21 protein-coding genes are annotated in these 22,284 nt (G+C 65.5%); 14 read left to right on the top strand and 7 right to left on the bottom strand.

Going from position 1 to position 22,284, the window contains the following annotated elements; genetic code table 11:
* Positions 1 to 6: 6 nt before the first annotated feature.
* The 8 genes from trbE to EDC64_RS15000 are packed head-to-tail and all read left to right on the top strand — an operon-like array spanning position 7 to position 7,827.
* Positions 7 to 2,445, top strand: coding sequence for a conjugal transfer protein TrbE (trbE, locus tag EDC64_RS15035; protein WP_132032757.1), 2,439 nt, complete (start codon positions 7 to 9; stop codon positions 2,443 to 2,445).
* Entirely contained in the window at positions 2,442 to 3,194 is a 753-nt protein-coding gene (gene trbJ, locus EDC64_RS15030; protein ID WP_132032755.1) for a P-type conjugative transfer protein TrbJ, read from the top strand. Before trbE ends, trbJ begins: the two co-directional genes overlap by 4 nt.
* 11 nt (positions 3,195 to 3,205) lie before the next feature.
* On the top strand, positions 3,206 to 3,475 hold the full coding sequence (gene trbK-alt, locus EDC64_RS15025; RefSeq protein ID WP_132032753.1) for a putative entry exclusion protein TrbK-alt: 270 nt from the start codon (positions 3,206 to 3,208) through the stop codon (positions 3,473 to 3,475).
* Between the two features lie 3 nt (positions 3,476 to 3,478).
* Positions 3,479 to 4,708, top strand: coding sequence for a P-type conjugative transfer protein TrbL (trbL, locus tag EDC64_RS15020; protein ID WP_132032751.1), 1,230 nt, complete (start codon positions 3,479 to 3,481; stop codon positions 4,706 to 4,708).
* Complete coding sequence (trbF, locus tag EDC64_RS15015; RefSeq protein ID WP_132032749.1) at positions 4,705 to 5,394, top strand: conjugal transfer protein TrbF; 690 nt, start codon at positions 4,705 to 4,707, stop codon at positions 5,392 to 5,394. The genes trbL and trbF overlap by 4 nt, the downstream gene beginning before the upstream one ends.
* The gene (gene trbG / locus EDC64_RS15010; protein WP_132032747.1) at positions 5,391 to 6,374 is read left to right on the top strand and encodes a P-type conjugative transfer protein TrbG; all 984 of its coding nucleotides are present in this window, start codon (positions 5,391 to 5,393) and stop codon (positions 6,372 to 6,374) included. The genes trbF and trbG overlap by 4 nt, the downstream gene beginning before the upstream one ends.
* Positions 6,371 to 7,552 carry a TraB/TrbI/VirB10 family type IV secretion system protein gene (locus tag EDC64_RS15005; protein WP_132032745.1) on the top strand — a complete coding sequence of 394 codons (1,182 nt, stop codon included), beginning with the start codon at positions 6,371 to 6,373 and terminating at the stop codon, positions 7,550 to 7,552. The genes trbG and EDC64_RS15005 overlap by 4 nt, the downstream gene beginning before the upstream one ends.
* Positions 7,553 to 7,554: 2 nt before the next feature.
* Entirely contained in the window at positions 7,555 to 7,827 is a 273-nt protein-coding gene (locus EDC64_RS15000; protein ID WP_132032743.1) for a DUF2274 domain-containing protein, read from the top strand.
* Here the strand turns inward: EDC64_RS15000 and EDC64_RS14995 are convergent.
* Positions 7,787 to 8,704 (bottom strand): LysR family transcriptional regulator, encoded by a 918-nt coding sequence (locus tag EDC64_RS14995; RefSeq protein ID WP_132032741.1) that lies wholly within the window; start codon positions 8,702 to 8,704, stop codon positions 7,787 to 7,789. The genes EDC64_RS15000 and EDC64_RS14995 overlap by 41 nt on opposite strands.
* A gap of 492 nt (positions 8,705 to 9,196) precedes the next feature.
* On the opposite strand from EDC64_RS14995, the gene EDC64_RS14990 reads away from it, so the two are divergent.
* Entirely contained in the window at positions 9,197 to 9,457 is a 261-nt protein-coding gene (locus EDC64_RS14990) for a hypothetical protein (RefSeq protein WP_207916098.1), read from the top strand.
* 12 nt (positions 9,458 to 9,469) lie between these two features.
* Here EDC64_RS14990 and EDC64_RS14985 read toward each other — a convergent pair whose 3' ends face one another.
* The 5 genes from EDC64_RS14985 to EDC64_RS14965 all read right to left on the bottom strand — a co-directional run bounded on the left by EDC64_RS14985 (position 9,470) and on the right by EDC64_RS14965 (position 14,231).
* Complete coding sequence (locus tag EDC64_RS14985) at positions 9,470 to 10,525, bottom strand: hypothetical protein (RefSeq protein WP_165933788.1); 1,056 nt, start codon at positions 10,523 to 10,525, stop codon at positions 9,470 to 9,472.
* Positions 10,526 to 10,662: 137 nt separating this feature from the next.
* Positions 10,663 to 11,187, bottom strand: coding sequence for a phenolic acid decarboxylase (locus EDC64_RS14980; RefSeq protein ID WP_132032737.1), 525 nt, complete (start codon positions 11,185 to 11,187; stop codon positions 10,663 to 10,665).
* A 70-nt stretch (positions 11,188 to 11,257) separates the two neighbouring features.
* Positions 11,258 to 12,739 carry a UbiD family decarboxylase gene (locus EDC64_RS14975; protein ID WP_165933787.1) on the bottom strand — a complete coding sequence of 494 codons (1,482 nt, stop codon included), beginning with the start codon at positions 12,737 to 12,739 and terminating at the stop codon, positions 11,258 to 11,260.
* Complete coding sequence (locus EDC64_RS14970; protein ID WP_132032733.1) at positions 12,739 to 12,942, bottom strand: hypothetical protein; 204 nt, start codon at positions 12,940 to 12,942, stop codon at positions 12,739 to 12,741. Before EDC64_RS14970 ends, EDC64_RS14975 begins: the two co-directional genes overlap by 1 nt.
* A gap of 116 nt (positions 12,943 to 13,058) precedes the next feature.
* Positions 13,059 to 14,231 carry a PAS domain-containing protein gene (locus EDC64_RS14965; RefSeq protein WP_132032731.1) on the bottom strand — a complete coding sequence of 391 codons (1,173 nt, stop codon included), beginning with the start codon at positions 14,229 to 14,231 and terminating at the stop codon, positions 13,059 to 13,061.
* A gap of 314 nt (positions 14,232 to 14,545) precedes the next feature.
* On the opposite strand from EDC64_RS14965, the gene dld reads away from it, so the two are divergent.
* The 5 genes from dld (at position 14,546) to EDC64_RS14940 (ending at position 20,658) form a co-directional block, all read left to right on the top strand.
* Entirely contained in the window at positions 14,546 to 16,345 is a 1,800-nt protein-coding gene (dld, locus tag EDC64_RS14960; RefSeq protein WP_420808961.1) for a D-lactate dehydrogenase, read from the top strand.
* Positions 16,346 to 16,410: 65 nt separating this feature from the next.
* Positions 16,411 to 18,018, top strand: a complete 1,608-nt coding sequence (locus EDC64_RS14955) for a thiamine pyrophosphate-binding protein (RefSeq protein ID WP_132032729.1) — start codon at positions 16,411 to 16,413, stop codon at positions 18,016 to 18,018.
* A gap of 70 nt (positions 18,019 to 18,088) precedes the next feature.
* The gene (locus EDC64_RS14950; protein ID WP_132032727.1) at positions 18,089 to 18,424 is read left to right on the top strand and encodes a hypothetical protein; all 336 of its coding nucleotides are present in this window, start codon (positions 18,089 to 18,091) and stop codon (positions 18,422 to 18,424) included.
* The gene (locus EDC64_RS14945; protein ID WP_132032725.1) at positions 18,421 to 18,789 is read left to right on the top strand and encodes a hypothetical protein; all 369 of its coding nucleotides are present in this window, start codon (positions 18,421 to 18,423) and stop codon (positions 18,787 to 18,789) included. Before EDC64_RS14950 ends, EDC64_RS14945 begins: the two co-directional genes overlap by 4 nt.
* A 57-nt stretch (positions 18,790 to 18,846) precedes the next feature.
* The gene (locus tag EDC64_RS14940; RefSeq protein ID WP_132032723.1) at positions 18,847 to 20,658 is read left to right on the top strand and encodes a CocE/NonD family hydrolase; all 1,812 of its coding nucleotides are present in this window, start codon (positions 18,847 to 18,849) and stop codon (positions 20,656 to 20,658) included.
* Positions 20,659 to 20,984: 326 nt separating this feature from the next.
* Here EDC64_RS14940 and EDC64_RS14935 read toward each other — a convergent pair whose 3' ends face one another.
* Positions 20,985 to 22,247: a phthiocerol/phthiodiolone dimycocerosyl transferase family protein gene (locus EDC64_RS14935; protein ID WP_132032721.1), complete on the bottom strand. Its 1,263-nt coding sequence runs from the start codon at positions 22,245 to 22,247 to the stop codon at positions 20,985 to 20,987.
* Positions 22,248 to 22,284 lie beyond the last annotated feature (37 nt).

Here is a 22,284-nt window from a genome sequence, read left to right as displayed (position 1 = left end):
GCCGAGATGATGAACCTCGCCGAGTATCGCAGCCGCAACCGCCGTCTTGCCGATTTCCTGCCCTGGGCGGCGCTTGTCGCCCCAAGCATCGTGCTGAACAAGGACGGCTCATTCCAGCGCACGGCGCGGTTTCGTGGGCCGGACCTCGACAGCGCCGTGCCCGCCGAGCTCGTCGCGGCCGCCGGACGGCTGAACAACGCCTTTCGTCGCCTCGGATCGGGATGGGCGATCTTCGTGGAGGCGCAGCGCCATGCCGCCGCGGCCTATCCGGCGAGCGCCTTCCCGGATGCCGCTTCCGCTTTGGTTGATGCCGAGCGGAGGGCCGATTTCGAAGAGGCCGGCAGCCATTTCGAGTCGAGCTACTTCCTAACCTTCACCTTCCTGCCTCCAGCCGAGGATGCGGCGCGCACCGAAGGCTGGCTCTATGAGGGCCGCGATCAGGCGGGCCTTGATCCCCATGAGACGTTGCGCGGCTTTGCCGACCGGACCGATCGGCTTCTCAACCTCATCGACGCCTTCATGCCGGAATGTCGCTGGCTCGACGATGGCGAAACGCTGACCTACCTGCATGGCTGCATCTCGACGCACAGGCACCGCGTCCGCGTGCCGGAGACGCCGATCTATCTCGACGCGCTGTTGGCCGATCAGCCGCTCACGGGCGGGCTGGACCCGCGCCTTGGTGACCAACATCTGCGGGTGCTGACCATCACCGGCTTTCCCACGGTGACGACGCCCGGCCTGCTCGATGAGCTGAACCGCCTGGCCTTTCCCTATCGCTGGTCGACCCGGGCGATCCTGCTCGACAAGACGGATGCGGTCCGGCTGCTCACCAGGATCCGTCGACAATGGTTCGCCAAGCGCAAATCCATCGCCGCCATCTTGAAGGAGGTGATGACCAATGAGGTCTCCGTCCTTGTGGACTCGGATGCCGCAAACAAGGCTGAAGATGCCGACCTCGCGCTGCAGGAGCTCGGCGCGGACCATGCCGGCATCGCTCATGTCACCGCGACGGTGACGGTGTGGGACGCTGACCCGCGCATCGCCGACGAGAAGCTGCGGCGGGTCGAGAAGGTCATCCAAGGTCGCGATTTCACCGCGATGGCCGAGAGCCTCAATGCCGTCGACGCCTGGCTCGGGTCACTTCCCGGCCACGTCTACGCCAATGTCCGGCACCCACCGATCTCGACGCTCAATCTCGCCCACATGATCCCGCTCTCGGCGGTGTGGGCCGGCGAGAGCCGAGACGCGCATTTCGATGCCCCGCCGCTGCTGTTCGGCAAGACCGAGGGCTCGACCCCGTTTCGATTCTGCCTCCATGTCGGCGATGTCGGCCACACCCTCGTCGTCGGCCCCACCGGCGCGGGCAAGTCCGTGCTGCTGGCGCTGATGGCGCTGCAGTTCCGGCGCTATGCGAGAGCCCAAGTCTTCGCCTTCGACTTCGGCGGCTCCATCCGCGCTGCGGCGCTTGCCATGGGCGGTGACTGGCACGATCTCGGCGGCGGGCTCAGCGAGGGGAGCGCGGAGACTGTCGCGCTCCAGCCGCTTGCGCGCATCGATGAGGCCGCGGAACGCGCTTGGGCCGCCGACTGGATCGTCGCCATCCTCACCCGCGAAGGTGTCGCCATTACGCCGCAGGTGAAGGAGCACATCTGGACGGCGCTGACATCGCTGGCCTCGGCACCGGACGAGGAGCGCACCCTCACAGGCCTCTGCGTCCTCCTGCAGTCCAACGATCTGAAGCAGGCGCTGCGTCCTTACTGCATCGGCGGAGCCTGGGGCCGGCTGCTGGATGCGGAGAGCGAGCATCTGGGTTCGGCCACGGTCCAAGCCTTTGAGACCGAAGGGCTGATCGGGACGGAGGCCGCGCCGGCGGTGCTGGCCTATCTGTTCCACCGCATCGAAGACCGGCTCGATGGATCGCCGACCCTGATCATCATTGATGAAGGCTGGCTGGCGCTGGACGATGAGGGCTTCGCCGGCCAGCTGCGGGAATGGCTGAAGACGCTGCGCAAGAAGAACGCCAGCGTGATCTTCGCCACGCAGTCGCTGTCCGACATTGATGGCTCGGCGATTGCCCCGGCGATCATCGAGAGCTGCCCGACCCGTCTTCTGCTCCCCAATGAGCGGGCCATCGAGCCGCAGATCACCGCCATATATCGCCGCTTCGGCCTGAACGACCGGCAGATCGAAATCCTCGCGCGGGCCATGCCGAAGCGCGACTACTATTGCCAGTCGCGGCGTGGCAACCGGCTGTTCGAACTCGGGCTGTCGCAGGTCGCGCTGGCGCTGTGCGCGGCGTCCTCCAAGTCCGACCAACAGGCCATCGACAAGATCTTCGCCGCGCACGGTCGCGACGGCTTCCTGGACGCCTGGCTGCGTCATCGCGGCCTCGTCTGGGCCGCGGACCTCATTCCCAACCTTACCAATCTGGAGACGCAGCCATGACGCTGTCCCATCCGCGCCTATCCGCGTTCGCCGTCGCGCTGCTGACCGCGCCGCTCGCTCTCGCACCCGTGCTGCCCCCGTCCGCGCAGGCTCTCACGGTCTATGACCCCTGGAACTACGCCGAGAACATGATCTCGGCCGCCCGGGCGCTGGAGCAGATCAACAACCAGATCACTTCGCTGCAGAACGAAGCGCAGATGCTGATCAACCAGGCCCGCAATCTCGCCAGCCTGCCGCATTCCTCGCTGCAGAAGATCCAGCAATCGGTCCAGCGCACCCAGCAGCTTCTGGGACAGGCGCAGAGCATCGCCTTCGATGTCGGCCAGATCGACCAGGCCTTCCAGCAGCGCTATGGCAATATCCCGCTCTCGGCCTCCGATGCCAATCTCGTCGCCGGGGCGCGCGCGCGCTGGCAGACCACCGTCGGGGGCCTGCAGGATGCGCTGCGGATCCAAGCCGGCGTCGTCGGCAATGTCGACGCCAGCAAGGCCGAGATGGCGACCCTCGTCGGCCAGAGCCAGGGTGCCACGGGCGCCCTTCAGGCCACGCAGGCCGGCAACCAATTGCTCGCTTTGCAGTCGCAGCAGCTTTCCGACCTGATCGCGTTGATTTCCGCCAATGGGCGCGCTGCGGCGCTGTCCGAGGCGGAACGCGCGACCGCGGCCGAGCAGGGCCGTGAGCAACGCCGGCGCTTCCTCACCCCGGGCGCCGGCTATCAGGCCGGCAATGCCCGCATGTTCAGCAACTGAGGGAGGCCGACATGCACGGAGCCATGCTGGCCCGGCTCGGCGCGGTGATCTTCGTGGCCATCGCCGGCACGGTGGCGGTTCTGGAGATGAGCCGGGAGGAGAAGGCGGCGGAGCCTTCCCCCAGTCGGACGGTCAAGGCCGAGCGCGATCCTCTGCGCGATGAGCAGCGGCAGTGTCAGCAGCTTGGAGAAGCCGCCGCGCAGGACGCCGCCTGCCTGAAGGTCTGGGCGCAAACGCGCGACCGGTTTCTCGGCCGTCCCGCGCCGAACGAAGGCCGCTGAGCCATGAACGGCACCGGCGTCATCGATAACTTCCTTGGGGTCTTCACCTCCTATATCGACAGCGGGTTCGGGCTCCTCGGCGGCGAGGTCGCCTTCATCGCCACCACCCTCATCGTCATAGATGTGACGCTGGCGGCGCTGTTCTGGTCCTGGGGGGCGGATGACGATGTCATCGCGCGGCTCATCAAGAAGACGCTGTTTGTCGGCGTCTTCGCCTACATCATCGGCAACTGGAACAACCTCGCCCGCATCGTCTTCGAGAGCTTCGCCGGGCTTGGGCTGAAGGGATCGGGCACGGCATTTTCCGTCAGCGACCTCATGCGTCCGGGCAAGGTGGCGCAGACCGGGCTCGATGCCGGTAGGCCACTGCTCGAGTCCATCTCCGATCTGATGGGCTGGGTCGCCTTCTTCGAGAACTTCATCCAAATCGCCTGTCTGCTCTTCGCCTGGGCGCTGGTGCTGCTCTCCTTCTTCATCCTCGCCGTCCAGCTCTTCGTCACCCTGATCGAGTTCAAGCTGACCACGCTCGCCGGCTTCGTGCTGATCCCCTTCGGCCTGTTCGGCAAGACCGCCTTCATGGCCGAGCGGGTGCTGGGCAATGTGGTCTCCTCCGGCATCAAGGTGATGGTGCTCGCCGTCATCATCGGCATCGGCTCGACCCTGTTCGGCCAGTTCACCGCTGGCTTGGGGGGCCAGACGCCGACCATCGATGACGCCATGGCCATCGTGCTGGCTGCCCTTTCCCTTCTCGGTCTCGGCATTTTCGGTCCCGGCATTGCCGCAGGCCTCGTTTCCGGTGGGCCACAGCTGAGCGCCGGGTCAGCCGTCGGGACGGGCCTCGCCGCCGGTGGCGCGCTGATGGCGGCCGGCGGTGCGGCCAGCCTCGCCGTCCGCGGCGGTGGGGCGGCGCTCTCGGCGACGGCGGCCGCGGCGCGAGGAGGTGCGACAGCCTATAGCCTCGGCGCGGCAGGCCAGTCCGGCATGGCGGGTGTCGCCTCGGGACTGGGTGGCGTCGCGCGGGCTGCGGGCTCCGCCGCCATCTCACCGCTCGCGAATGCCGTCGGCGGTACCGCCTCGGCTTCCTCGGCCGGCGAGATCCCCGATTGGGCCAAGCGCATGAAGCGCGGCCAGTCGCTTCGCCATGGCTTCTCCGCCGCCGCCCATGCTGTGCGCGCCGGTGACAGCCATGCCGGCGGCTCTTCCGTCTCCCTGTCTGAGAGCGACCGCACATGAGCCTCTTCAAGCGACCTGCGACCCATTACGGCACCTCGCCCGAGCCGGTCACGCCCTATCAGAAGGCAGCACAAGTCTGGGACGAGCGCATCGGTTCGGCCCGGGCGCAGGCCAAGAACTGGCGGCTGATGGCTTTTGGCAGCCTGTTCCTCTCGGCTGGCTTTGCATCAGTGCTGATCTGGCAATCGACGAGGGGCACCGTCGTGCCCTGGGTGGTCGAGGTCGACCGCCTCGGACAGACGCAGACCGTGGGACCGGCCACCGGCGATTATCGCCCGACCGATCCGCAGATCGCCTGGCATCTCGCCCGTTTCATCGAACAGGTGCGCAGCTTGCCGGCCGATCCCGTGATCGTGCGGCAGAACTGGCTTCGGGCCTATGAGTTCACCACCGATCGGGGCGCCGCCGCGCTCAACGACTATGCCCGCGCCAACGATCCGTTCACGCGGGTCGGCAAGCAGCAGATCGCCGTCGAGGTCTCCAGCGTGATCCGCGCTTCGCCGGACTCCTTCCGCGTCGCCTGGGTCGAGCGGCGCTATGAGAACGGCCAGCTCGCCGCCACCGAGCGCTGGAGCGCGATCCTGACGCTGGTGATCCAGCCACCTCGCGATGCCGAGCGCCTGCGCACCAATCCGCTCGGCATCTATGTCAACGCCATCAGCTGGTCGCGGGAGATGAGCCAGTGAAAACGTCTTTCCGTAAATCCACATCTCCGGCTCTGCGCCGATCCGCCTTTGCGGTTCTTCTGCTCTCGGCGACGATGTTGGGCGGCTGCGCCTCGGCTCCGAAGCCGCCGCAGATCAGCTATGATAGTGACGTGCCGGCCCTGCCTGCGGTGCCAGCCGTCGTCACCGATGACCGGCCGCGCCCGCTCCACACGCCGCCCGCCTGGACGCCGGCCAAGGGCGGCACGGACGCCAAAACGCCGGTTGCCCGCGTCGATAACGCCAATGCCGCCGCGCGGGTGGAGCCGCGCCGCGAGGGCTATTACAACGCCATCCAGATCTATCCCTGGAGCGAGGGTGCGCTCTATCAGGTCTATGCAGCGCCCGGCCAGATCACGAACATCGCGTTGGAGCCGGGCGAGAGCCTGACCGGCAGCGGGCCGATCGCGGCCGGCGATACCGCCCGCTGGATCATCGGCGACACCGAGAGCGGCGAGGGTGTGAGCCGGCGCGTGCATGTGCTGGTGAAACCGACGCGCGCGGACATCTCCACCAACCTCGTCATCACCACCGACCGGCGCAGCTACATGATCGAGTTGCGTGCCGGCGAGAAGCCCTATATGCCGGCCGTCGCCTGGGCCTATCCGCAGGTTCCGGGAGCGCAGCGCCCCAGTGTTCCGCCGACGCCGGTCATTCCGGCCTTCACTGCCCGCAACTACCGCTATGCGCTCACCGGCGACACGCCGCCCTGGCGGCCGATGGCCGTCTATGACGACGGGCGCAAGGTGTATGTCGAGTTCCCGCGCGGGGTCATTCAGGGCGAGATGCCACCGCTCTTCGTCATCGGCGCTGATGGCGAAGCGCAGATCGTCAACAGCCGTATCTACCAGAACTTCCTGATCGTCGACCGGCTGTTCGGCGCGGCCGAGCTTCGCCTCGGCGGCGGCGAGCGCCCGCAGAAGGTACGGATCGAGCGCACGGACGGGAGGCCGGCATCATGAGCAGCCCCGACAATCATGACCTCGAGGCGGATCTCGGCGCTCCGGCCAACGATCAAGCCGCCGCCATGCGGCTGCGTCCCGAGCCGCCGCGCGTCACGCGCCTATCCCGCAAGGTGCTTGCCGGTGCCGGGCTGGTCGTCAGCCTCGGCATCGGCGGCGCCCTGATCTATGCGCTGCAGGGTCGCGACAAGGGCACCGGCGGCGAGGAACTCTACTCCACCCAGAACCGCTCCACGGCCGACGGCCTTGCCGGCCTGCCGCGCGATTACACCGGCCCGATCCTCGGTCCGCCGTTGCCCGGCGATCTCGGCCGGCCGATCCTTGAGGCACAGAACCGCGGCCAGCCCGTCGTGCCGCCGACAATGACGGCGCCACAGGTCGATCCCGAGCAGCAGCGGCGCCTCGCCGAACAGGAAGCCGCGCGGACCAGCCGCGTGTTCTTCCAGGCTGCGCAGGCTCGCGCGCCGGTGGCGTCAGTGACGGGGGCCTCCGGCTTCAGCGCCCTTGGCGCCGTCGGGCCGGGCGGTACGCCTTCAGCCCAGGATCGCCAGCTTGCCTTCCTCAATGCCGCCGTCGATCGACGCGTCGTGGCGTCCGATCGCGTCATGGCGCCGGCATCGCCTTATGTGCTGCAGGCGGGCGCCGTCATCCCGGCCGCGCTGATCACCGGCATCCGCTCCGATTTGCCCGGCCAGATCACCGCCCAGGTCACCGAGAACGTCTTTGACAGCCCGACCGGCCGGATTCTAATCATCCCGCAGGGCACGCGGCTGCTCGGCCAATACGACAATGGTGTCGGCTTCGGACAGCGCCGGATCCTGCTGGTCTGGAACCGGCTGATCTTCCCCAATGGCCGCTCCATCGTGCTGGAGCGCCAGCCCGGCACGGATGCGCAGGGCTTTGCCGGCCTCGAAGACGGCGTCGACATGCACTGGTGGGATCTCGCCAAGGCGGTCGGTCTCTCGACGTTGCTCTCCGTCAGCGCCGAACTCGCCATGGATGACCAGGACGCGTTGATCCAGGCGCTACAGAGTGGGGCGCAGGACACCATCAACGATGCCGGCCAGGAGATCATCCGCCGGCAGCTGCAGGTCGCGCCCACCCTGACCATCCGGCCGGGATTCCCGGTGCGGGTGATGGTGACGCGTGACCTCGTGCTCGAACCCTACAGGTATTGACCATGGCGAAGCTGAAACTCGGCCCCATCGCGACCGACAAGCCGGTGAAGGTGGCGCTGTCGTTACCCGGCGCGCTACACCGTGACCTTATAGCCTATGCTGAGGTCCTCGCGCGAGAAACCGGCCAACCTGTCCCGGATCCAGCACAGCTTATCGTGCCCATGCTGGAGCGCTTCATCGCCACCGATCGCGAATTCGCCAAGGCGCGCCGTCAAACTGGCGGCACTGCAAGCATCAGCGTGTCGCAGCCCGCTCATGGGCCATCTTCCGTGTGAGGCTGAGCAACGTGCGCACCGCCGGGTTGTCGTTTTTCGGCGAATAGATCACCGAAAAGGGGATCACTTCGCCGATAAGAGGGCGGTAGACCACCTCCGGCAGGTTGATCGAGGTCTCGGATTCCAGCACAGGCAAAATACCCCGCCCGGAGGCAACGAGACCAAAAAGGCTGTAGCGTGCAAGCTGCTGCGTGCTGATACGCGGCGAGATGTCGAGCTCCCGGAATTTACGTTCAAGGAAGCCCCGCACCTCATTGCCCGAACCCTGGGTCCGAACTAGGAAAGTCTCATCAATGAGATCGCGCCAGGAGAGTGCCGCGATATGGGCCAGTCGGTGCAGGCGCGGCAAGGCGAAGAACAAAGGTTCGCTCCATAGAGGAATTGCATCGCAGTCCGCCCAGCTTTGCCGGCCCAGCACGAAGGCGGCATCGAGATCGAACCGCCGTATGGCAGCCGCATGGCTCTCTGCAGGGGCCTCCACGAAATCGATGTGCACACCGGAATAGCGCTGGTCATAGCTGTCAAAAAGACCGGCCAGGAAGCCAGAAGCTAGCCTCGAGAACAATCCGATTCTCAGAAGACCTTCTTCCGCTCGGCCGAATGCAGCCGCCTCTTCGCCGGCTTCCCGAATCTGCTCCAACGCCTGACGTGTTCGGCTGAGGTACCTTTGGCCGGCCAGGGTCAGATTGACGCCGCCTGAGTGCCGGATGAACAGCGACACTCCGATCTCATCCTCCAAATCGCGAATGCTCCGGCTGATGGAGGATTCTTTGACATCGAGTGCCGCACCTGCCTTTCGGAAGCTTCCGTGCTCGGCGGCCACTGCGAAGTAGCGCAGATGGCGCAGTTCGATCGAGGGCGACAAAGGGACGACCATCCGAGTTCCGGCATCTATGACTGCTCGCTGATATTGATACTCATAGTTGCGGTGACGTCGAGGGTTGCATCCACGTCGGCGTCCACCCCAACGACGCGACTCTATGATGCTTGATCCGACATTTCCTTCCGCCAAAAGCGATTTCCGCTTTAGGGTCCGCTCCGCAGTGAGGGGCCGAGACCGGCGAGCAAGCGGCAAAAGACGTTCGTGCCTCGGAAGGGCGCTGTCGGGGGGCGTGGCGCGCAAAAGAAAACCGTGGAGAAGACATCGAACAGTGCACACATTGTGCACATGACCTAATGTTAAGTATATGAAAAATAAAATAAATCTCAGCTATCCATCATAGGCGCCACGGAAAATCTAAATGGTTGAGGTTTCAACATTATTCTTTGACTACAGGGGATTGGCCTCGTCGTGTGCACGCGATTTACGACACGATACGCGCCAATTTCCGACTTTTCGACGCGTGCGTGCATACGACGCGCATACGGATTGGCGACCTTCATTAAACCAAAATCCGGCTCCTGGAGAGCCCAGATCCGTCGGAAGGGGCAGTACGTCAATAAGACGTTCCTGCGCCGCACCGATGCCGAGGAATGGGCGCTCGACATGGAGCGCCGCATCGATCGCCGGGAACCCGCCGTCACGCGCAGGTCGCGCGACGCGAAACGCTTCCGCGATCTCGTCGCGCTGTCCTTCCGCGGCACGATCCGTGCGCCGGAACATTGCCGTTCGCGCACGGGAGATGACTGAATGAGCGATTTTTCAGTCCATAAGATCTGAGATATCACCTGCAATATCTGCGGCGGTTTGCCTGAGGAGCTTCAACGTCTGCACGGTTCTCCTCGCCCCATTCTCTCCAAGGAAGAACATGTGATTGCCCGGCAGCGTCGCGCTCAGGCGCTGGGCGGCGTGCCCGACATACGCGACCAGCGACGCCCATTTCTCGGGGGGCAGCGCAGCGAGCTTGTCCGTTTGCGAGAAAACGAGACCTTCGCAAAGCTGCTGGGTGATGTAGACGCCCCAATTGGAGCGGTCCGTAAGAGCGTGCCGGGCATCGATCGCAGAGGCGTGCGTCATTAAAGCGAGCGTCGGAAAGGCGCGATACTGCGCGGTGCCGACCTCGAGCGCGTCTCCGGCCGGGTCGGGAACGAAAGCTCCGTCTCTATAGCGCATGGCCGATGCTGCCAGCCCGACCGGAAAATCGCCGGTCATGTCGCGTGTGAATTCGTCGGCATCGAGCACCACGTGGCCGGCAGCCGCGTTCTGATCCGCAAGACAGTGGAGCAACCAGTCGAGGTAGGCCCCCTTGACCCCAGCGAGGCCGCTTGCGGCCGGCTTCAGGTGGTCGAGGCCGGGCAGGGTATGGGGAAGTGCCGACGCGGCCGCCATCGCGACGAAGAGTTCGATGCCCTTTCCCTTTCGTCGCAACGCGGCATGAAGCGGCTCGGCAACTCGCCCCGCCATGCTCCAGCCGAGCACGATGGCGTTCGCCGGCAGGCCATTGCGGTCCATGTAGCGGGCGATGATCTCGGCGCTCTGTTCCGCCCAGTCGGTGATCGAAAATCGCGGGAATGCGGCGTCGAACGCCCCCCTGTTGTCGATCGGATAGGACAGGACCAGCGACGGGAAGCCTTCCTCATGCAGCCAATGACAAAGGAAATCGGCGGCCCTTCCCCCGGGCGGTCCGTAGGCGACGCGACCGAGCACGCCTCCTCCTGTGACGAACACCACGACCGGAAGCTCCGGCCGCCCCGGTTCGAACCGCACCAGAGCCGGATAGCCGCCCGCCTCGGTCAATTCTTCGCCCGGATAGAGCATTGGGGATCTCTTCTGTGCTTCCGCCGGAGCGCGCCATGTCGCGGCAAAGGCTACGCCGAGCATCGCGGCTTGACGACGATTAAGGTCGCGGACAACCACGCTCGAACCTCCATTTGGCGTCCGGCCATCAGCGCCCATCAGCCGACATTGCGGCGGGTGGCATAGCCCACAGGCAGATCCTCGGGGGCGCAGGCAATCACGCTTTCGTCGTCTCGGCCGCAATCCTCCACGAAGGTGATCTTTGCAAATTCGTCGATGAGAAGGGTGGGATAGGTCGGCCCGGCGTCCCGGTACTGGCGCATCAGGTCGATCTTCTCGTTCTGGAATCCGATGATCTTCTTGGGCTCCAGCTCAATCCAGCGGGGGAAGAAGGTGGCGCCGTGGGCGAGGTTTTCATTGAGATTGTAGGCGACGCTGACGCAGGTGCCGGTCGGCTCATTCCACGAGACCTTGTACACGCCGTCGGCGAGGCGGACGATATGGACTTCCTGACCCTTGACCCAGCGCCCGCCCACCATGCCGCCATGCACGCGGTAGTCGATGGTGCGCTCGTTCTTGAAATACATCTCGTACTGCCAGCCATTGGCATAGGTGTAGATGATGTGCTTTCCGACGAAGGGGGCGATCTCGGCCGGACGGGTGGATTCGAATGGATCGGACATGATTTCCTCTCTCCCGGCCGCCAGTCGATGCTCGGCTGTCCGGGTCCGTGGGTGGGGTGGTGGGAAACGCTTAGCTGAAGCCGTACTCGCTCCAGCGCCGACGCACACGGTCGACGACCTCCGCCGGATAGCCGTGGCGGAACGAAGCCCGCATCGGCAGGGCTTCGCCCCATTCGTCCGGGGCAAGGCAGTTGTAAACGATCTTGCCGGTATGGCCGGAACCCTTCTCGCTCCTGGGTAGATAGGCGAGCAGAGGCGCGGCCTCGATGTCGTTGAAAACCGCATGACCGAGAAGGGGATGGCAGCGCGTCGCGAAGGCCCATACGAGCTCCTTCACATCGGTGGGGTCCACGTCGTCGTTCAGGACGATCACCTTGGGGATCAGGGCCCCCGCCTTGCTCGCGAAGACCGTCTGCCCGATGCGCCGGCAGAGCGCCTCGCTCTCCCCGACGCCGCTGCGACGGCGCCAGTGACGGGGAAGCGTGACCACCAGCCAGTGCAGAGCCGACTGCAAGGGAATCCAGGCCGTGGTGGCCGGAATGCCGGCCTTGCGCAGCTCGTACAGAAGCCGTGCCGAGCTGGGCAGGCCCCAGGCGGTGTGGTTCTCTTCCACCGGCTCGCCGGCGACGACGACCGGCAGGATGGCGTTGTCGCGATGGCTGATGGCGGAGACCCGATAGGTGGGCCGGCGCATCTGCGCATCGAGAGGGATGTAGCCGGCGAACTCGCCCATGGGGCCCTCCTCGACCAATTCGTCGAGATGAAGATGCCCTTCGATCAGGATCTCCGCGCTCGCGGGGGCGTCGAGGTCCACCGTCCTGCACGGCACGGTCCTGATCGCTCGCCCAAGCAGCGCGCCGAGGCGCCCGCTCTCGTCGACTTGGGCGGGCAGCGGCATGCCGCAAATGAAGGGAATGGCGGGTTCGACCCCAAGCGCCAGCGCGAACGGCATCGGCTTGCCCCTGTGCGCCCAGGGTTGCGCCACGATGCCGAGGTGCTGCTCCGGCGCCACGATCCCCGAGAGACGCTTGCCGTCGACCACCATCATTCGAGCGATCGACCAGTTGGTCCAGGTTCCGTCCGGCGTGCGGGCGACGATGCAGCCGAAGGTGTTGAGATAGCGCCCGCCGTCCCCATCGTGCAGCAGCGGCACGGGAAGCGCGGTGAGGTCCACCGCGGCGCCGGTGACGGTGTTCTCGAAGACCGGGGCATCGTCCACGACCACAGGGTCGATGGCCAGCCTGTCGAGGCTCGCGGCAATGGCCTCGGCGATTGCAAGACCGCCCGTGGTCGGCGGCAGCTCCAGCGCGACGGCAACGCGAACAAGCTCCATGCCGGGCCGTGCGCTGGTCCCGCCCGGAGCACCGAGGATGCGGAACCCCCCGGGGTGGTCCGAGAAGGTGTTGAACAAAGGCGCCGGCGCCCCGGTCTCGATGCAGCGCCGGATGATGGCGCCGAGCTCCAGATCGAGGGAGACCGGCGCGTCGATCTCCTGGATTTCCCCAAGGGCGCGCAGAACCTCGATATAAAGGCGCAGGTCGGTGAGCGGCATCAGGCGTCTCCCCTGGTGCCCGCGACGCGCGTGGCCGCTTCCGGGCCGCAGCTCCATCGATTGAACAGGCCTGTGTCGAGGTCGTACAGATCGAGTGCGCGCCCGAGCACTTCCAGGATGCGCAGTCCGTAGATGATCCCCGTGGCGCAGCTGATCCCGACGATCATGCGCCGGTGTGGCGCAGGCGTGACGTGCTGTTGCATGGCGCGCATCCAGTCCCGGTTCGATTGACGGCAGCCTAGCCAGCCCGGCCCGCCGCCTCATCGTCAGAACTGTCTATGCGGGACGCGAGCCGACCAGCGGGCCGGCCGAACCACCTTCAGCGCTGCTGCGGCACAAGTGCGCCGAGGGTCGCCATGGTGCGCTCGAAGTCCCGCAGGTTCTCCGCTTCCGACTTGCCCAGGATCGAGCGGATCTGGCTGCGGACGGTCATGAGCGAGACCCCGCGTCCCCGCGCCACATCCTCGGCGCTGGCGCCGCCGGTGAGAGCGAGAGCGACCTCCGCTTCGGCCCGGCTGAAGCCGAACATCTCGCACAGCATGTCCGCCTGCGGCACCGCCTTGCGGTTGAGCGGCCGCAGGAGGATGAGAGCCAAAGGGTCCCTGCCATCGCCTTCGTCCCGACCTCTCACGTCATTGGCGAGGCCCAGCGGCGCCGGTGCGACCGTCAGCGCCGCGATGGCGCCATTGCGCGAGGTGACACGCGTCGCGCCCCCAGCGCCTCCCGATGTGGCGGAGGCAACGAGTTTGCGGAGCACGCCGGCCTCTTCGCGGGACATGGCGGCGAGGTATACGCCGCTGCCGGCATAAGGGCCCGAGCGCATGGAGAAGAGGCCGGAATCGGGACCGGCCAAGTACCTGCGGGCGAGATCGTTGACGAAGCGGATCTTCAACCCCGCATCGACGACCCCCACGCCTACGGGAAGCGCGTCCAGGGCGGCGCGCGTCAGGGCGGCGGCCTCGTCCTCCCGCCCCAGCCGTGCGCGCAGCTCGATGGCGCGCTGGACGTGCGGCATCAGGGTCTTAAGCAGGCGGACATGGGTTTCGTCGAATGCGCCCGTGTCGTCGCCCCGGGACACCAAGATCGGCGTCGCCTCCGTAAGGCCGGCCATGCCGCCGATCACGTGTCGACGCTCGTGATGCCGAGCGAAGTCGAAGTAATATTCGCTGCGGAGGAGTTCGGTTTCGGCGACCAGCTCGGCCCCGAGCTTCGCGTTGCCGAGGTGATAGGCTCGCGCTGTCGCAAAGTCATAGCGGGCCTTTGCGGCATAGGGGTCTCTGGCATGGAAATAGTCGGAATATGCGGTCTCGCTGCCGTCGGCAGGCATCAGCAAGTTGCGAGGTCCCCCGGGGCCGCCGAGATTCAGAAGGGCGCGCCTGGCATCCATAATCCGGCAGATGCGTTCGCCAACGTCGAACCAACTGCCGTCTCCGGCCCCAGCCTGATAGATGGCGCCGACGCAGTCGGCGAGTTCGCGCTCCGTGTCTTTCACGCTTGGGCAGTCCCGAAAGTAGCCGGAAGATGGCAGAAAATCTCAGCCCGTTCAACGCATCCTGACCTACCGGGATGCTGATGAAGTGGCTCGACCTGATCCGCCCCTCTTTTTTCAGTTAGGACTACAATCTGGGCACCTCACCACTTCTGTTGATGTGCCGCCCAATGCCGTTGCGATAGGCTGACGTCTCATCAAGCCCGCGGCGGGCGACCATCAGCAACCGACGAATCTGGTTCAGGGGCGATCACCGGGGCAGGCCGTTGGCCGAATGAGGCCGATAGCCAGAGGTGACGTTAGGGAGAGCTGTCGCCATGGACGCTGCATTTCTCGACTTGGCCGTCCCGATGCGCGACGCTGCCGGACGAAAGACGATCACAGATGAAGCGCACCTCGTCACGGTCCTGCAGGAGATCGTCGGTCGGCCGCATGTCCTGACGAGCCCCGAGGCCACGCGCCGCTTTCGCACCGGGATAAGGTTCGGCAGCGGCCCGGTGGTCGCCGTGGTGCGGCCGGGATCCCTGGTCGAGCAGTGGCGCGTCCTCAAGGCCTGCATCGCCGCGGACAAGATCGTGATCATGCAGTCGGCCAATACGGGCGTGACCGGCGGCTCCACCCCAGACGGGGACGATTACGACCGCGGCGTGGTGCTCATCAACACCATGCGCATCGAAGGCCTTCACCTGATCAATGACGGCACGCAGGTCGTGTGCCTGCCCGGCACGACCTTGTTTCACCTGGAGAAGGCGCTGGAGAAGATCGGCCGCGCGCCGCACTCCGTTATTGGATCGTCCTGCATCGGCGCATCGGTGTTCGGAGGCGTCTGCAACAATTCCGGCGGCGCCCTAATCCATCGCGGCCCGGCCTTCACCCAACTCGCTTTGTTCGCGCGGCTGGATGAGGCGGGCGGGCTGCATCTCGTCAATCACCTGGGCATCGCGCTTGGCAACGACCCCGAGACGATCCTTCAGCGCGTAGAGAGCGGCGACTTCACCGCCGCCGACATCTTCAACGACCCCGCCCGCGCCGCTTCCGACCATGAGTATGCGGACCATGTGCGCGATATTGCGGCGCCGACTCCCGCCCGCTTCAATGCCGATCCGCGCCGTCTGTTCGAGGCCTCCGGCAGCGCCGGTAAGGTGATGCTCATGGCCGTGCGGCTCGACACTTTTCCGAAGGAGAAGGAACAGGTCGTCTTCTACATCGGCTCGAACGACACCGGGGAACTCGAAGCCATTCGCCGCCACATTCTCCAGAGATTCAAGACGCTGCCCATCGAAGGCGAGTACATGCACCGGGACTCCTTCACTTGCGCAGAGGTCTACGGCAAGGACACCTTCCTGGTGATAAATTACCTCGGCACCGACATGATCCCGCGGCTGTTCGCCCTCCAGGCGGCATTCGACAATCTGTGCCGGCGCTTCATATTCCTGCCGAAGAATCTCAGCGCCAAGCTGCTGCAAGCCTTGAGTCACCTCTTCCCGAAGCATCTGCCCGAGCGCATGACCGACTATCGCGATCGCTTCGAGCATTATCTGCTATTGAAGATGGGGGATGAGGGGATTGCAGAAGCGCGCGCCTATCTGACCTCGCTCTTTCCTACGAAGACGGGAGATTACTTCGAATGCACGCCCGACGAGGGCGACAAGGCTTTCCTGCATCGCTTCGCCGCCGCCGGCGCCGCGATCCGCTATCGCGCGGTGCACGACGGGGAGGTTGAGGACATCGTGGCGCTGGACATCGCGCTGCGCCGCAATGACGAGAACTGGTTCGAGACGTTGCCGGTGGAGATCGAGAAGCATCTGATCCGCAAGCTGTATTGCGGGCACTTCTTCTGCCACGTCTTCCACCAGGACTACATCGTGGCGAAGGGCAGCAATTGCGCGGAGATCGAGCACGCGATGTGGAAGCGGCTCGATGGCCGTGGCGCCGAATATCCCGCCGAGCACAATGTGGGGCATCTCTATTTCGCGAAGCCCGCGATGGTCGACCATTTCAAAGCGCTCGATCCCTGCAACGCGTTCAATCCGGGGATCGGGCGCACCACGAAATGCGCCCATTGGATGCCGCGCGGACAAGCACCGGGAAGGTCCGAGCTGCACTGCGAGGGCTGAAGATGACGGCGCCCCACGCAGAGCGTATTCCCACAATAAACAGCATGCTCTTCTTGGAGGAAACGATGACGACCCGGACCGGTGGCGAGCTTATCCAGGATTTCCTTGAGACGTATGATATTCCCTTCGTCTTCGGCAATCCGGGGACGACGGAGACCACCTTCCTGGCGGCAGTGGCCGCGTCGAAGGCCACCTATGTTTTGTCGCTGCATGAATCGAGCGCGGTCGGCATCGCGGCGGGCTATGCGCTGATCACCGGAAAGCCGGGCATCGTCAGCCTGCACACCTATCCGGGCCTCGCCAACGGCATGTTCAATATGCGCAACGCGCTCATGTCGGGGGTGCCGCTGCTTGTGATCAACGGGCAGCAGGATTCCCGTTTCCTCATCCACAATCCGGTGCTGGGCGCGCCCAATGTCCAGCTGGCGGAGACCGCCACCAAATACGCTTACGAGGTGACGCGCACGGACGATCTCGCCATCGCCCTGCAGCGCGGCTACCTGCATGCGCGGCTCCAGCCGACCGGTCCGGTGTTCCTCTCCATTCCGATGAACTTCATGCTGGAGGAGACCGCGCATACGGCGTTCAAGAAGACCCGCATCATTGAGGATGCGGTGCCGCGCGCCATCGGCGAGGTCGCGGGCGCGCTCAAGGTGGTGCCGGCAGGCAAGCTCGCCATCGTCGCCGATTATGCGGTGGGCGCGGCGCACGGCATCGACGCCGTCAGCCGCATCGCGAGCGCGCTCGGCGCCGACATCTATGCCGCCCCCTTCCACGTGCAGGGCACGGTCGATCCCCTGCATCCCAACTTTCGCGGCCAGCTTCCGCCGACCACGACGGCGATCAACCAGACGTTGGGCCGCTACCACACCATGCTGCTGGTCGGCGAGAAGGTGGACAGCTTCACCTATGACGGCCTCCAGGCGCTGCCGCCGGACTTGCAGGTGATCCAGATCGCGCCGGCGGCCAGCCAGCTCGGCTTCGATTTTCCCTGCGACATGGCGGTGCTGGGCGACATCCATGCGACGCTGGATGCACTGGCGGCGGCGCTGGGGGGGGAGACCCAGCCTGCGGTCCCGCGTGCGGTCGACGAGGCGGCGCTCGACGCCAAATATCCCGCGTCCGGCGCGCGGGCGAGCGATGCGCTGATCCTCGCCGTGTTGCGCCATCTCGATCCGGGAACCCACATCATCACGGAAGGCTCCTCCGAGGACGCCATCGTGCAGGATATGGCGGTGCGCCTCGGCTTCCGGAACGTCCATTTCTCGCCCCGCGGCGGCGGACTGGGCTGGGCCATGCCGCTCGGCGTCGGCATCGGGCTGGCGAGCGGCAAGCACGCCGCCTGCTTCGTGGGCGACGGCGGCAGCCTGTTCTCGATCCACGCCCTGTGGACGGCGGCGAAATATTCCATCCCGTCCATCTTCATCTGCTTCGTGAACAACGAATACCGGCTGTTGAAAGACCTGTGGTGCAATGTGATGGGAACCACCATCGCGACCACACATTTCGTCGGCCTGGATTTCACCGATCCGAACGTGGACATGCGCAAGATCGCCGAGGGCTTCGGCGCGCGCGTCGAGACGATCGACGACCTTCAGGGGGTCGGCGACGTTCTTTCCCGCGCGCTCGCCCATCAAGGCCCGAGCTTCTTGATCATCGATCGCGAGCCGTGAGCATCGCCGCCACCGCCCCGGGTCGCCTTTGCCCCGGTGGAGCCAACCCAAGCAGAATGGAGGAACGCTCATGTCGGGGGATTTCGAACGAGAGCTGACGAAACGCGTCTGGAGCGACGACGGGTTCGCCGCGCAAGTGGAGAGCGATCCCGTCGCGGCGCTCGGATCCATGGGCGTCGAGGTGCCGGCGGGCGTCAAGGTGAAGATCGTGGTGCAGCGGCGCGACCGGGTCTACTTCACCATCCCGCCCGCCCGCACGCCCAACGCGCCGCCACCGACGGCGCCGCTCAACCAGATGGATCTGTGGTCCAGCCAGGGGCTTTTCATCTGGCTCGTGCCCGTCGCTGCCAAATTCAAGCTGCTGGCCCTGCGCAATGCGGCCCGCACCGGGGGAGATCAGCCATGAGCAATGCCGATTTCGTCGAGAAGAATTACGAGCGCATCGCCACCGATCCCGACTATCGCGCGAAGCTCATTGCCGATCCTGTCGGGGTGGTCTGCGAAGAGTTCGGCTACACGCCGGGTCCGGATTTCAAGATCGAGATCATCGAGCAGGCGGAAGACACCATCATCATCATGGTTCCGCCCAAGCCCGAGGCGGGAGCGGACCTGGAGCAGGCGCTTGGCCAGGTGACGGAGCGCGTCTTCGACCTGCTCTTTTCGTCCGGCATCGGGGGCTTCTTTATCCCGAACGACACGCAGAAATGGGTGGTGCGCGAGATGCGGCTGGCGGCGCAGAAGAAGATCGGCCTCGACATCTCGCAATTGTAGGCTGCCCCGCGCCACGACCTGGCGCGGCCAGCCTGGGATCGGGGAGGGAGAAGGAAAATGACGGCCAAAGACGGGAAGCCCGGATTCTGGGACAATCTGATCGCGCCGAAGGGCGGTCTGTTCGGCGCGCAACTCGCCGGCTGGACGCCCGGCCCCGCCGCAAAGTCGGGGCTCGGCTGCCGCGTCCTCGCAGACCAGATGATCGAGGTCGCGCCCGCCGTCGCGCTTGCGGCCGATGTCTATGTGCCGAAGCCGCCCGGCCGCTTTCCCGCAGTCATCTGCTTCGCGGCCTATTCCAAGGAATTGCAGGCTGCCGGCGTGCCTGCGGGCAATAACGAGACCGGGAGCCCGCCGATCTTCACCGATCGCGGCTATGTGCATGTCATCGTGACCCGGCGCGGCATGGGCCGCTCGGGTGGAGCCGACGCCGTCTATCTCAACGACACGGACGTCGAAGACCACGCCAAAGTGATCCAATGGACCGCCGCGCAGCCCTGGTGCGACGGACAGGTGGTGCTGTTCGGCACCTCATATTACGGGCTGACCCAGCCGCAGGTGGCGCGCTTGTCGCCGTCCGCGCTGAAGGGTTTCTTCACCAACGAGATGTGTACGGACTATTTCCGCCACATCGCCATGTTCGGCGGCGTACCCCAGCCGGATTTCTTCGCGCTCTGGATGGGGGCGAACTTCACGCCCCTGCAATTCCGGCTGCACCTGCCGCCGCTGCTGCGCGCGGTGGTGAGCCACATCACCAACTCAGCCCTGAAGCACCTGTGGTGGCCGCAACTGAAGAAGCGCATGGCGCGGATCATGAAGGGATTTCGGCGGATGACGCCGACCCCTGCAACGCGTCGGCTGTTCGCCGGCCTCATGCTCGACGGCAAGACCCGGGCGACCAGCGTCCTACCGGCGGGGCCGTCGGGTGCGCTGGGGGATATCAAGGTGCCGTTCGTCGTCGTCCAGAATGCCGGCTACCTCAACCTGCACCAGTTCGGCGCCTACGATCTGTTCGAGAATGCCGGCACGCCGAAGGATCGGCGCTGGCTGATTGTCGGCCCTGCGGCCTATGACCTGCCGGTCTATGCCTGGCAGATCGAGGCGCTCGCCTTCTTCGATCATCTCGTCTACGGCGCGGACAACGGCTATGCTGCGCAGCCGCGGGTGCGCTACTGGGCCGAAGGCGCCAAGGACTATCGCAGCGCGCCGGACTGGCCGCTGCCCGGCAGCACGGCACTGCGCCTCTACCCGGCCTCCAATGGCGCCGACGCCGCAACCCATCGCCTCGACCGCGCGCCGGGCAAAGGCGGGACGAACCGATGGGCGGCGGTGCCGCTCGGCGCCATCGTGACGGCGGGTTTCGACGAGGTGGAAAACCAGCGCCTCACCTTTGAACTGCCGGTGGAGGAAGAGACGGAGTTGACCGGGCCCGTGACTTTGAGCCTCTCCTTCAGCTCGAACGAGATCGATTCCTACGTGGTGGCCCGCACCGGCCTCGTCTCGGCCGATGGCGCCTACCAGATCCTGTCCATGGGCGCGATCCGCCCCGCCTGCCGCAGGATCGACACCGCGCGCTGCACCGCAACCGAGATCGCCATCGACATCGACACGCCGGAGCCGCTGGTGCCGGGCGTGCCGGTGACGCTTCGTTTCAGCCTGACACCGCAGCCCGTGGTGCTGAAGCCGGGCGAGCGGCTGCGCCTCGACATCGCCAGCCGCACCGACCTCCTGCGCAGCGATGTCAGCCACGGGCACGCGCAATTCGACATGCAGGTGCCCCCCTATTACGCCCGCAACACCCTGCATTACGGACCGGACACCTACATCGAGCTCGCTCGGGCGGGCGAGGCGAGAAGCGATCTTCCCGTCTGATGCGACCGCCGCGTTCATCTGCAAGGCAGAGCGGATACGAACTGCTGGCCGATCCCCGGCTCAACAAGGGCAGCCTTGTCCGAGGAAGAGCGCGACGCGTTCCATCTGCACGGATTGCTGCCGCCGCATGCCTCGATCCTGGACGAGCAGATCTCCGCAGCCCTCGCGGTTGCGATGCAGGCGCACCGGGAAGGCGCCGCACCCGACGTCCCGGTCGATCAGATCCCGCAGCGCCTGCGCGCCCAGGTCTGGACGCCCCGTCCCGTCCCGCTCATCGCAAAGGGAACTTTATCGCCCGCAGCCGCGCCGCGCGCGTGGGCGCAGGCTTATTGTCCGCAAACCGAAGCGAGCCTCCTGACGAAGCCGCCCGAGATGGCCCGGATTGTTGCCGGAGAGGCGAACTCTTCCACATAGACGATGTTGGCGATCAGCTGACCGTCGTAGACCGACACCGAGGCGTTCGGAAATTTCTTCATCCAGCCCAATGCATACTCGAAACCGGTTACTGCCAGGCGCTCGACCGGCCAATGAAACTGCACCGTCTGGATGTCGGAAACATTGATGGCGACCGGCGACTGCTGAGCGCTGCCGAACGCCCTGGGATAATTGATGTAGTCGTGAAAGATGCTGCCGTTCGCCAGCCCCTGATGGATATCGTCAAAGATCAACCGGGCGATTTCGACCATGGGCCGGTCGAGGTCGGGGACGGGCGTGATGTGCCCGGTGATGGCCGTGAACACCAGTTCGGGTGAAACGTGGGGCTCGAGCCGCCGGCGCATGTCCACCGATGATCTCATCAGAATCTGACGCGGGTGTCCCTCCGCCACGTCACGTATGGCGAGAGCGAGCGCGGCCAACAGGAGCGCGTGCACCGAAGAGCCGGTGGCGTGGCTCGCCTGCTTGATCCGATGCAGCGTTTCCGCCCCGATCAGGACGCGTTCGAGGCGATGGGTCACAGGGCCGCTATCATGGGGTCCGGGCATGGGAATCTCGGCGAACCCACCGCAATAGGAAGACGACGGCGCATCCGTGCCAAGCGCCGCCAAGCTGCGGCTCACCGCGTCGTCGACCGGGGTCGGGAACGGCTGCGCGCGGAGCGCCGGCGCCTCCCCGCGCACGACGCAGTCGCACATATGGGCAAGACAGGAATGCAGCTCGATCAGCGATGTCGCATCGGTGATCGCATGGGACGTGAGCATGAAGACGTCGATCGCGTCATCGGCGGCGATGACGTGGATGGCATAGAGGGTCTTCCCAGTATCGAGGTCGGCGTTCAACAACTGCGCGTACATGGCCTCGGCGGAGCAGCCATCGGCGGGCAACCAGCTCTCGACCGCCGAACGGTCATCGGACCGCTCCACGAACTGCCCGTCCTCGACCACCGAGCGCAGGATTCCGTATCGGGCTTCAAGGTGGGCGACCGCCGCCTCGAACTGCGCCCTGCCGACCATCCCCGAGAGGCTGCTGCGGCTCACCACGATCATGCGCGCAGCGATGTAGATCAATTCTGTCGGCGAGGCTTCCCGATAGACGCGCCTTTCGCGCCCGAGCGGTCCCTGGGACGTCTCTTCGTTGAGATCATTGAGCATTCTTGTCCCCGCGGAGTTCGGTGCAATGAAGCCACAC

The sequence above is a fragment of the Aquabacter spiritensis genome, from assembly GCF_004346185.1.
In the GTDB taxonomy this organism is placed as follows: domain Bacteria; phylum Pseudomonadota; class Alphaproteobacteria; order Rhizobiales; family Xanthobacteraceae; genus Aquabacter; species Aquabacter spiritensis.
Note: the sequence above shows the minus strand (reverse complement) of the source record. Positions and strands in the feature narration are given on the sequence as shown.

What these genes read in the sequence shown, in the direction of transcription:
- trbE (WP_132032757.1), top strand. Translation starts at nt 7, where the DNA reads ATGATGAACCTCGCCGAGTATCGCAGCCGCAACCGCCGTCTTGCCGAT.
- trbJ (WP_132032755.1), top strand. Translation starts at nt 2,442, where the DNA reads ATGACGCTGTCCCATCCGCGCCTATCCGCGTTCGCCGTCGCGCTGCTG.
- trbK-alt (WP_132032753.1), top strand. Translation starts at nt 3,206, where the DNA reads ATGCACGGAGCCATGCTGGCCCGGCTCGGCGCGGTGATCTTCGTGGCC.
- trbL (WP_132032751.1), top strand. Translation starts at nt 3,479, where the DNA reads ATGAACGGCACCGGCGTCATCGATAACTTCCTTGGGGTCTTCACCTCC.
- trbF (WP_132032749.1), top strand. Translation starts at nt 4,705, where the DNA reads ATGAGCCTCTTCAAGCGACCTGCGACCCATTACGGCACCTCGCCCGAG.
- EDC64_RS15005 (WP_132032745.1), top strand. Translation starts at nt 6,371, where the DNA reads ATGAGCAGCCCCGACAATCATGACCTCGAGGCGGATCTCGGCGCTCCG.
- EDC64_RS15000 (WP_132032743.1), top strand. Translation starts at nt 7,555, where the DNA reads ATGGCGAAGCTGAAACTCGGCCCCATCGCGACCGACAAGCCGGTGAAG.
- EDC64_RS14995 (WP_132032741.1), bottom strand. Translation starts at nt 8,704, where the DNA reads ATGGTCGTCCCTTTGTCGCCCTCGATCGAACTGCGCCATCTGCGCTAC.
- EDC64_RS14985 (WP_165933788.1), bottom strand. Translation starts at nt 10,525, where the DNA reads ATGCTCTATCCGGGCGAAGAATTGACCGAGGCGGGCGGCTATCCGGCT.
- EDC64_RS14980 (WP_132032737.1), bottom strand. Translation starts at nt 11,187, where the DNA reads ATGTCCGATCCATTCGAATCCACCCGTCCGGCCGAGATCGCCCCCTTC.
- EDC64_RS14975 (WP_165933787.1), bottom strand. Translation starts at nt 12,739, where the DNA reads ATGCCGCTCACCGACCTGCGCCTTTATATCGAGGTTCTGCGCGCCCTT.
- EDC64_RS14970 (WP_132032733.1), bottom strand. Translation starts at nt 12,942, where the DNA reads ATGCAACAGCACGTCACGCCTGCGCCACACCGGCGCATGATCGTCGGG.
- dld (WP_420808961.1), top strand. Translation starts at nt 14,546, where the DNA reads ATGGACGCTGCATTTCTCGACTTGGCCGTCCCGATGCGCGACGCTGCC.
- EDC64_RS14955 (WP_132032729.1), top strand. Translation starts at nt 16,411, where the DNA reads ATGACGACCCGGACCGGTGGCGAGCTTATCCAGGATTTCCTTGAGACG.
- EDC64_RS14950 (WP_132032727.1), top strand. Translation starts at nt 18,089, where the DNA reads ATGTCGGGGGATTTCGAACGAGAGCTGACGAAACGCGTCTGGAGCGAC.
- EDC64_RS14945 (WP_132032725.1), top strand. Translation starts at nt 18,421, where the DNA reads ATGAGCAATGCCGATTTCGTCGAGAAGAATTACGAGCGCATCGCCACC.
- EDC64_RS14940 (WP_132032723.1), top strand. Translation starts at nt 18,847, where the DNA reads ATGACGGCCAAAGACGGGAAGCCCGGATTCTGGGACAATCTGATCGCG.
- EDC64_RS14935 (WP_132032721.1), bottom strand. Translation starts at nt 22,247, where the DNA reads ATGCTCAATGATCTCAACGAAGAGACGTCCCAGGGACCGCTCGGGCGC.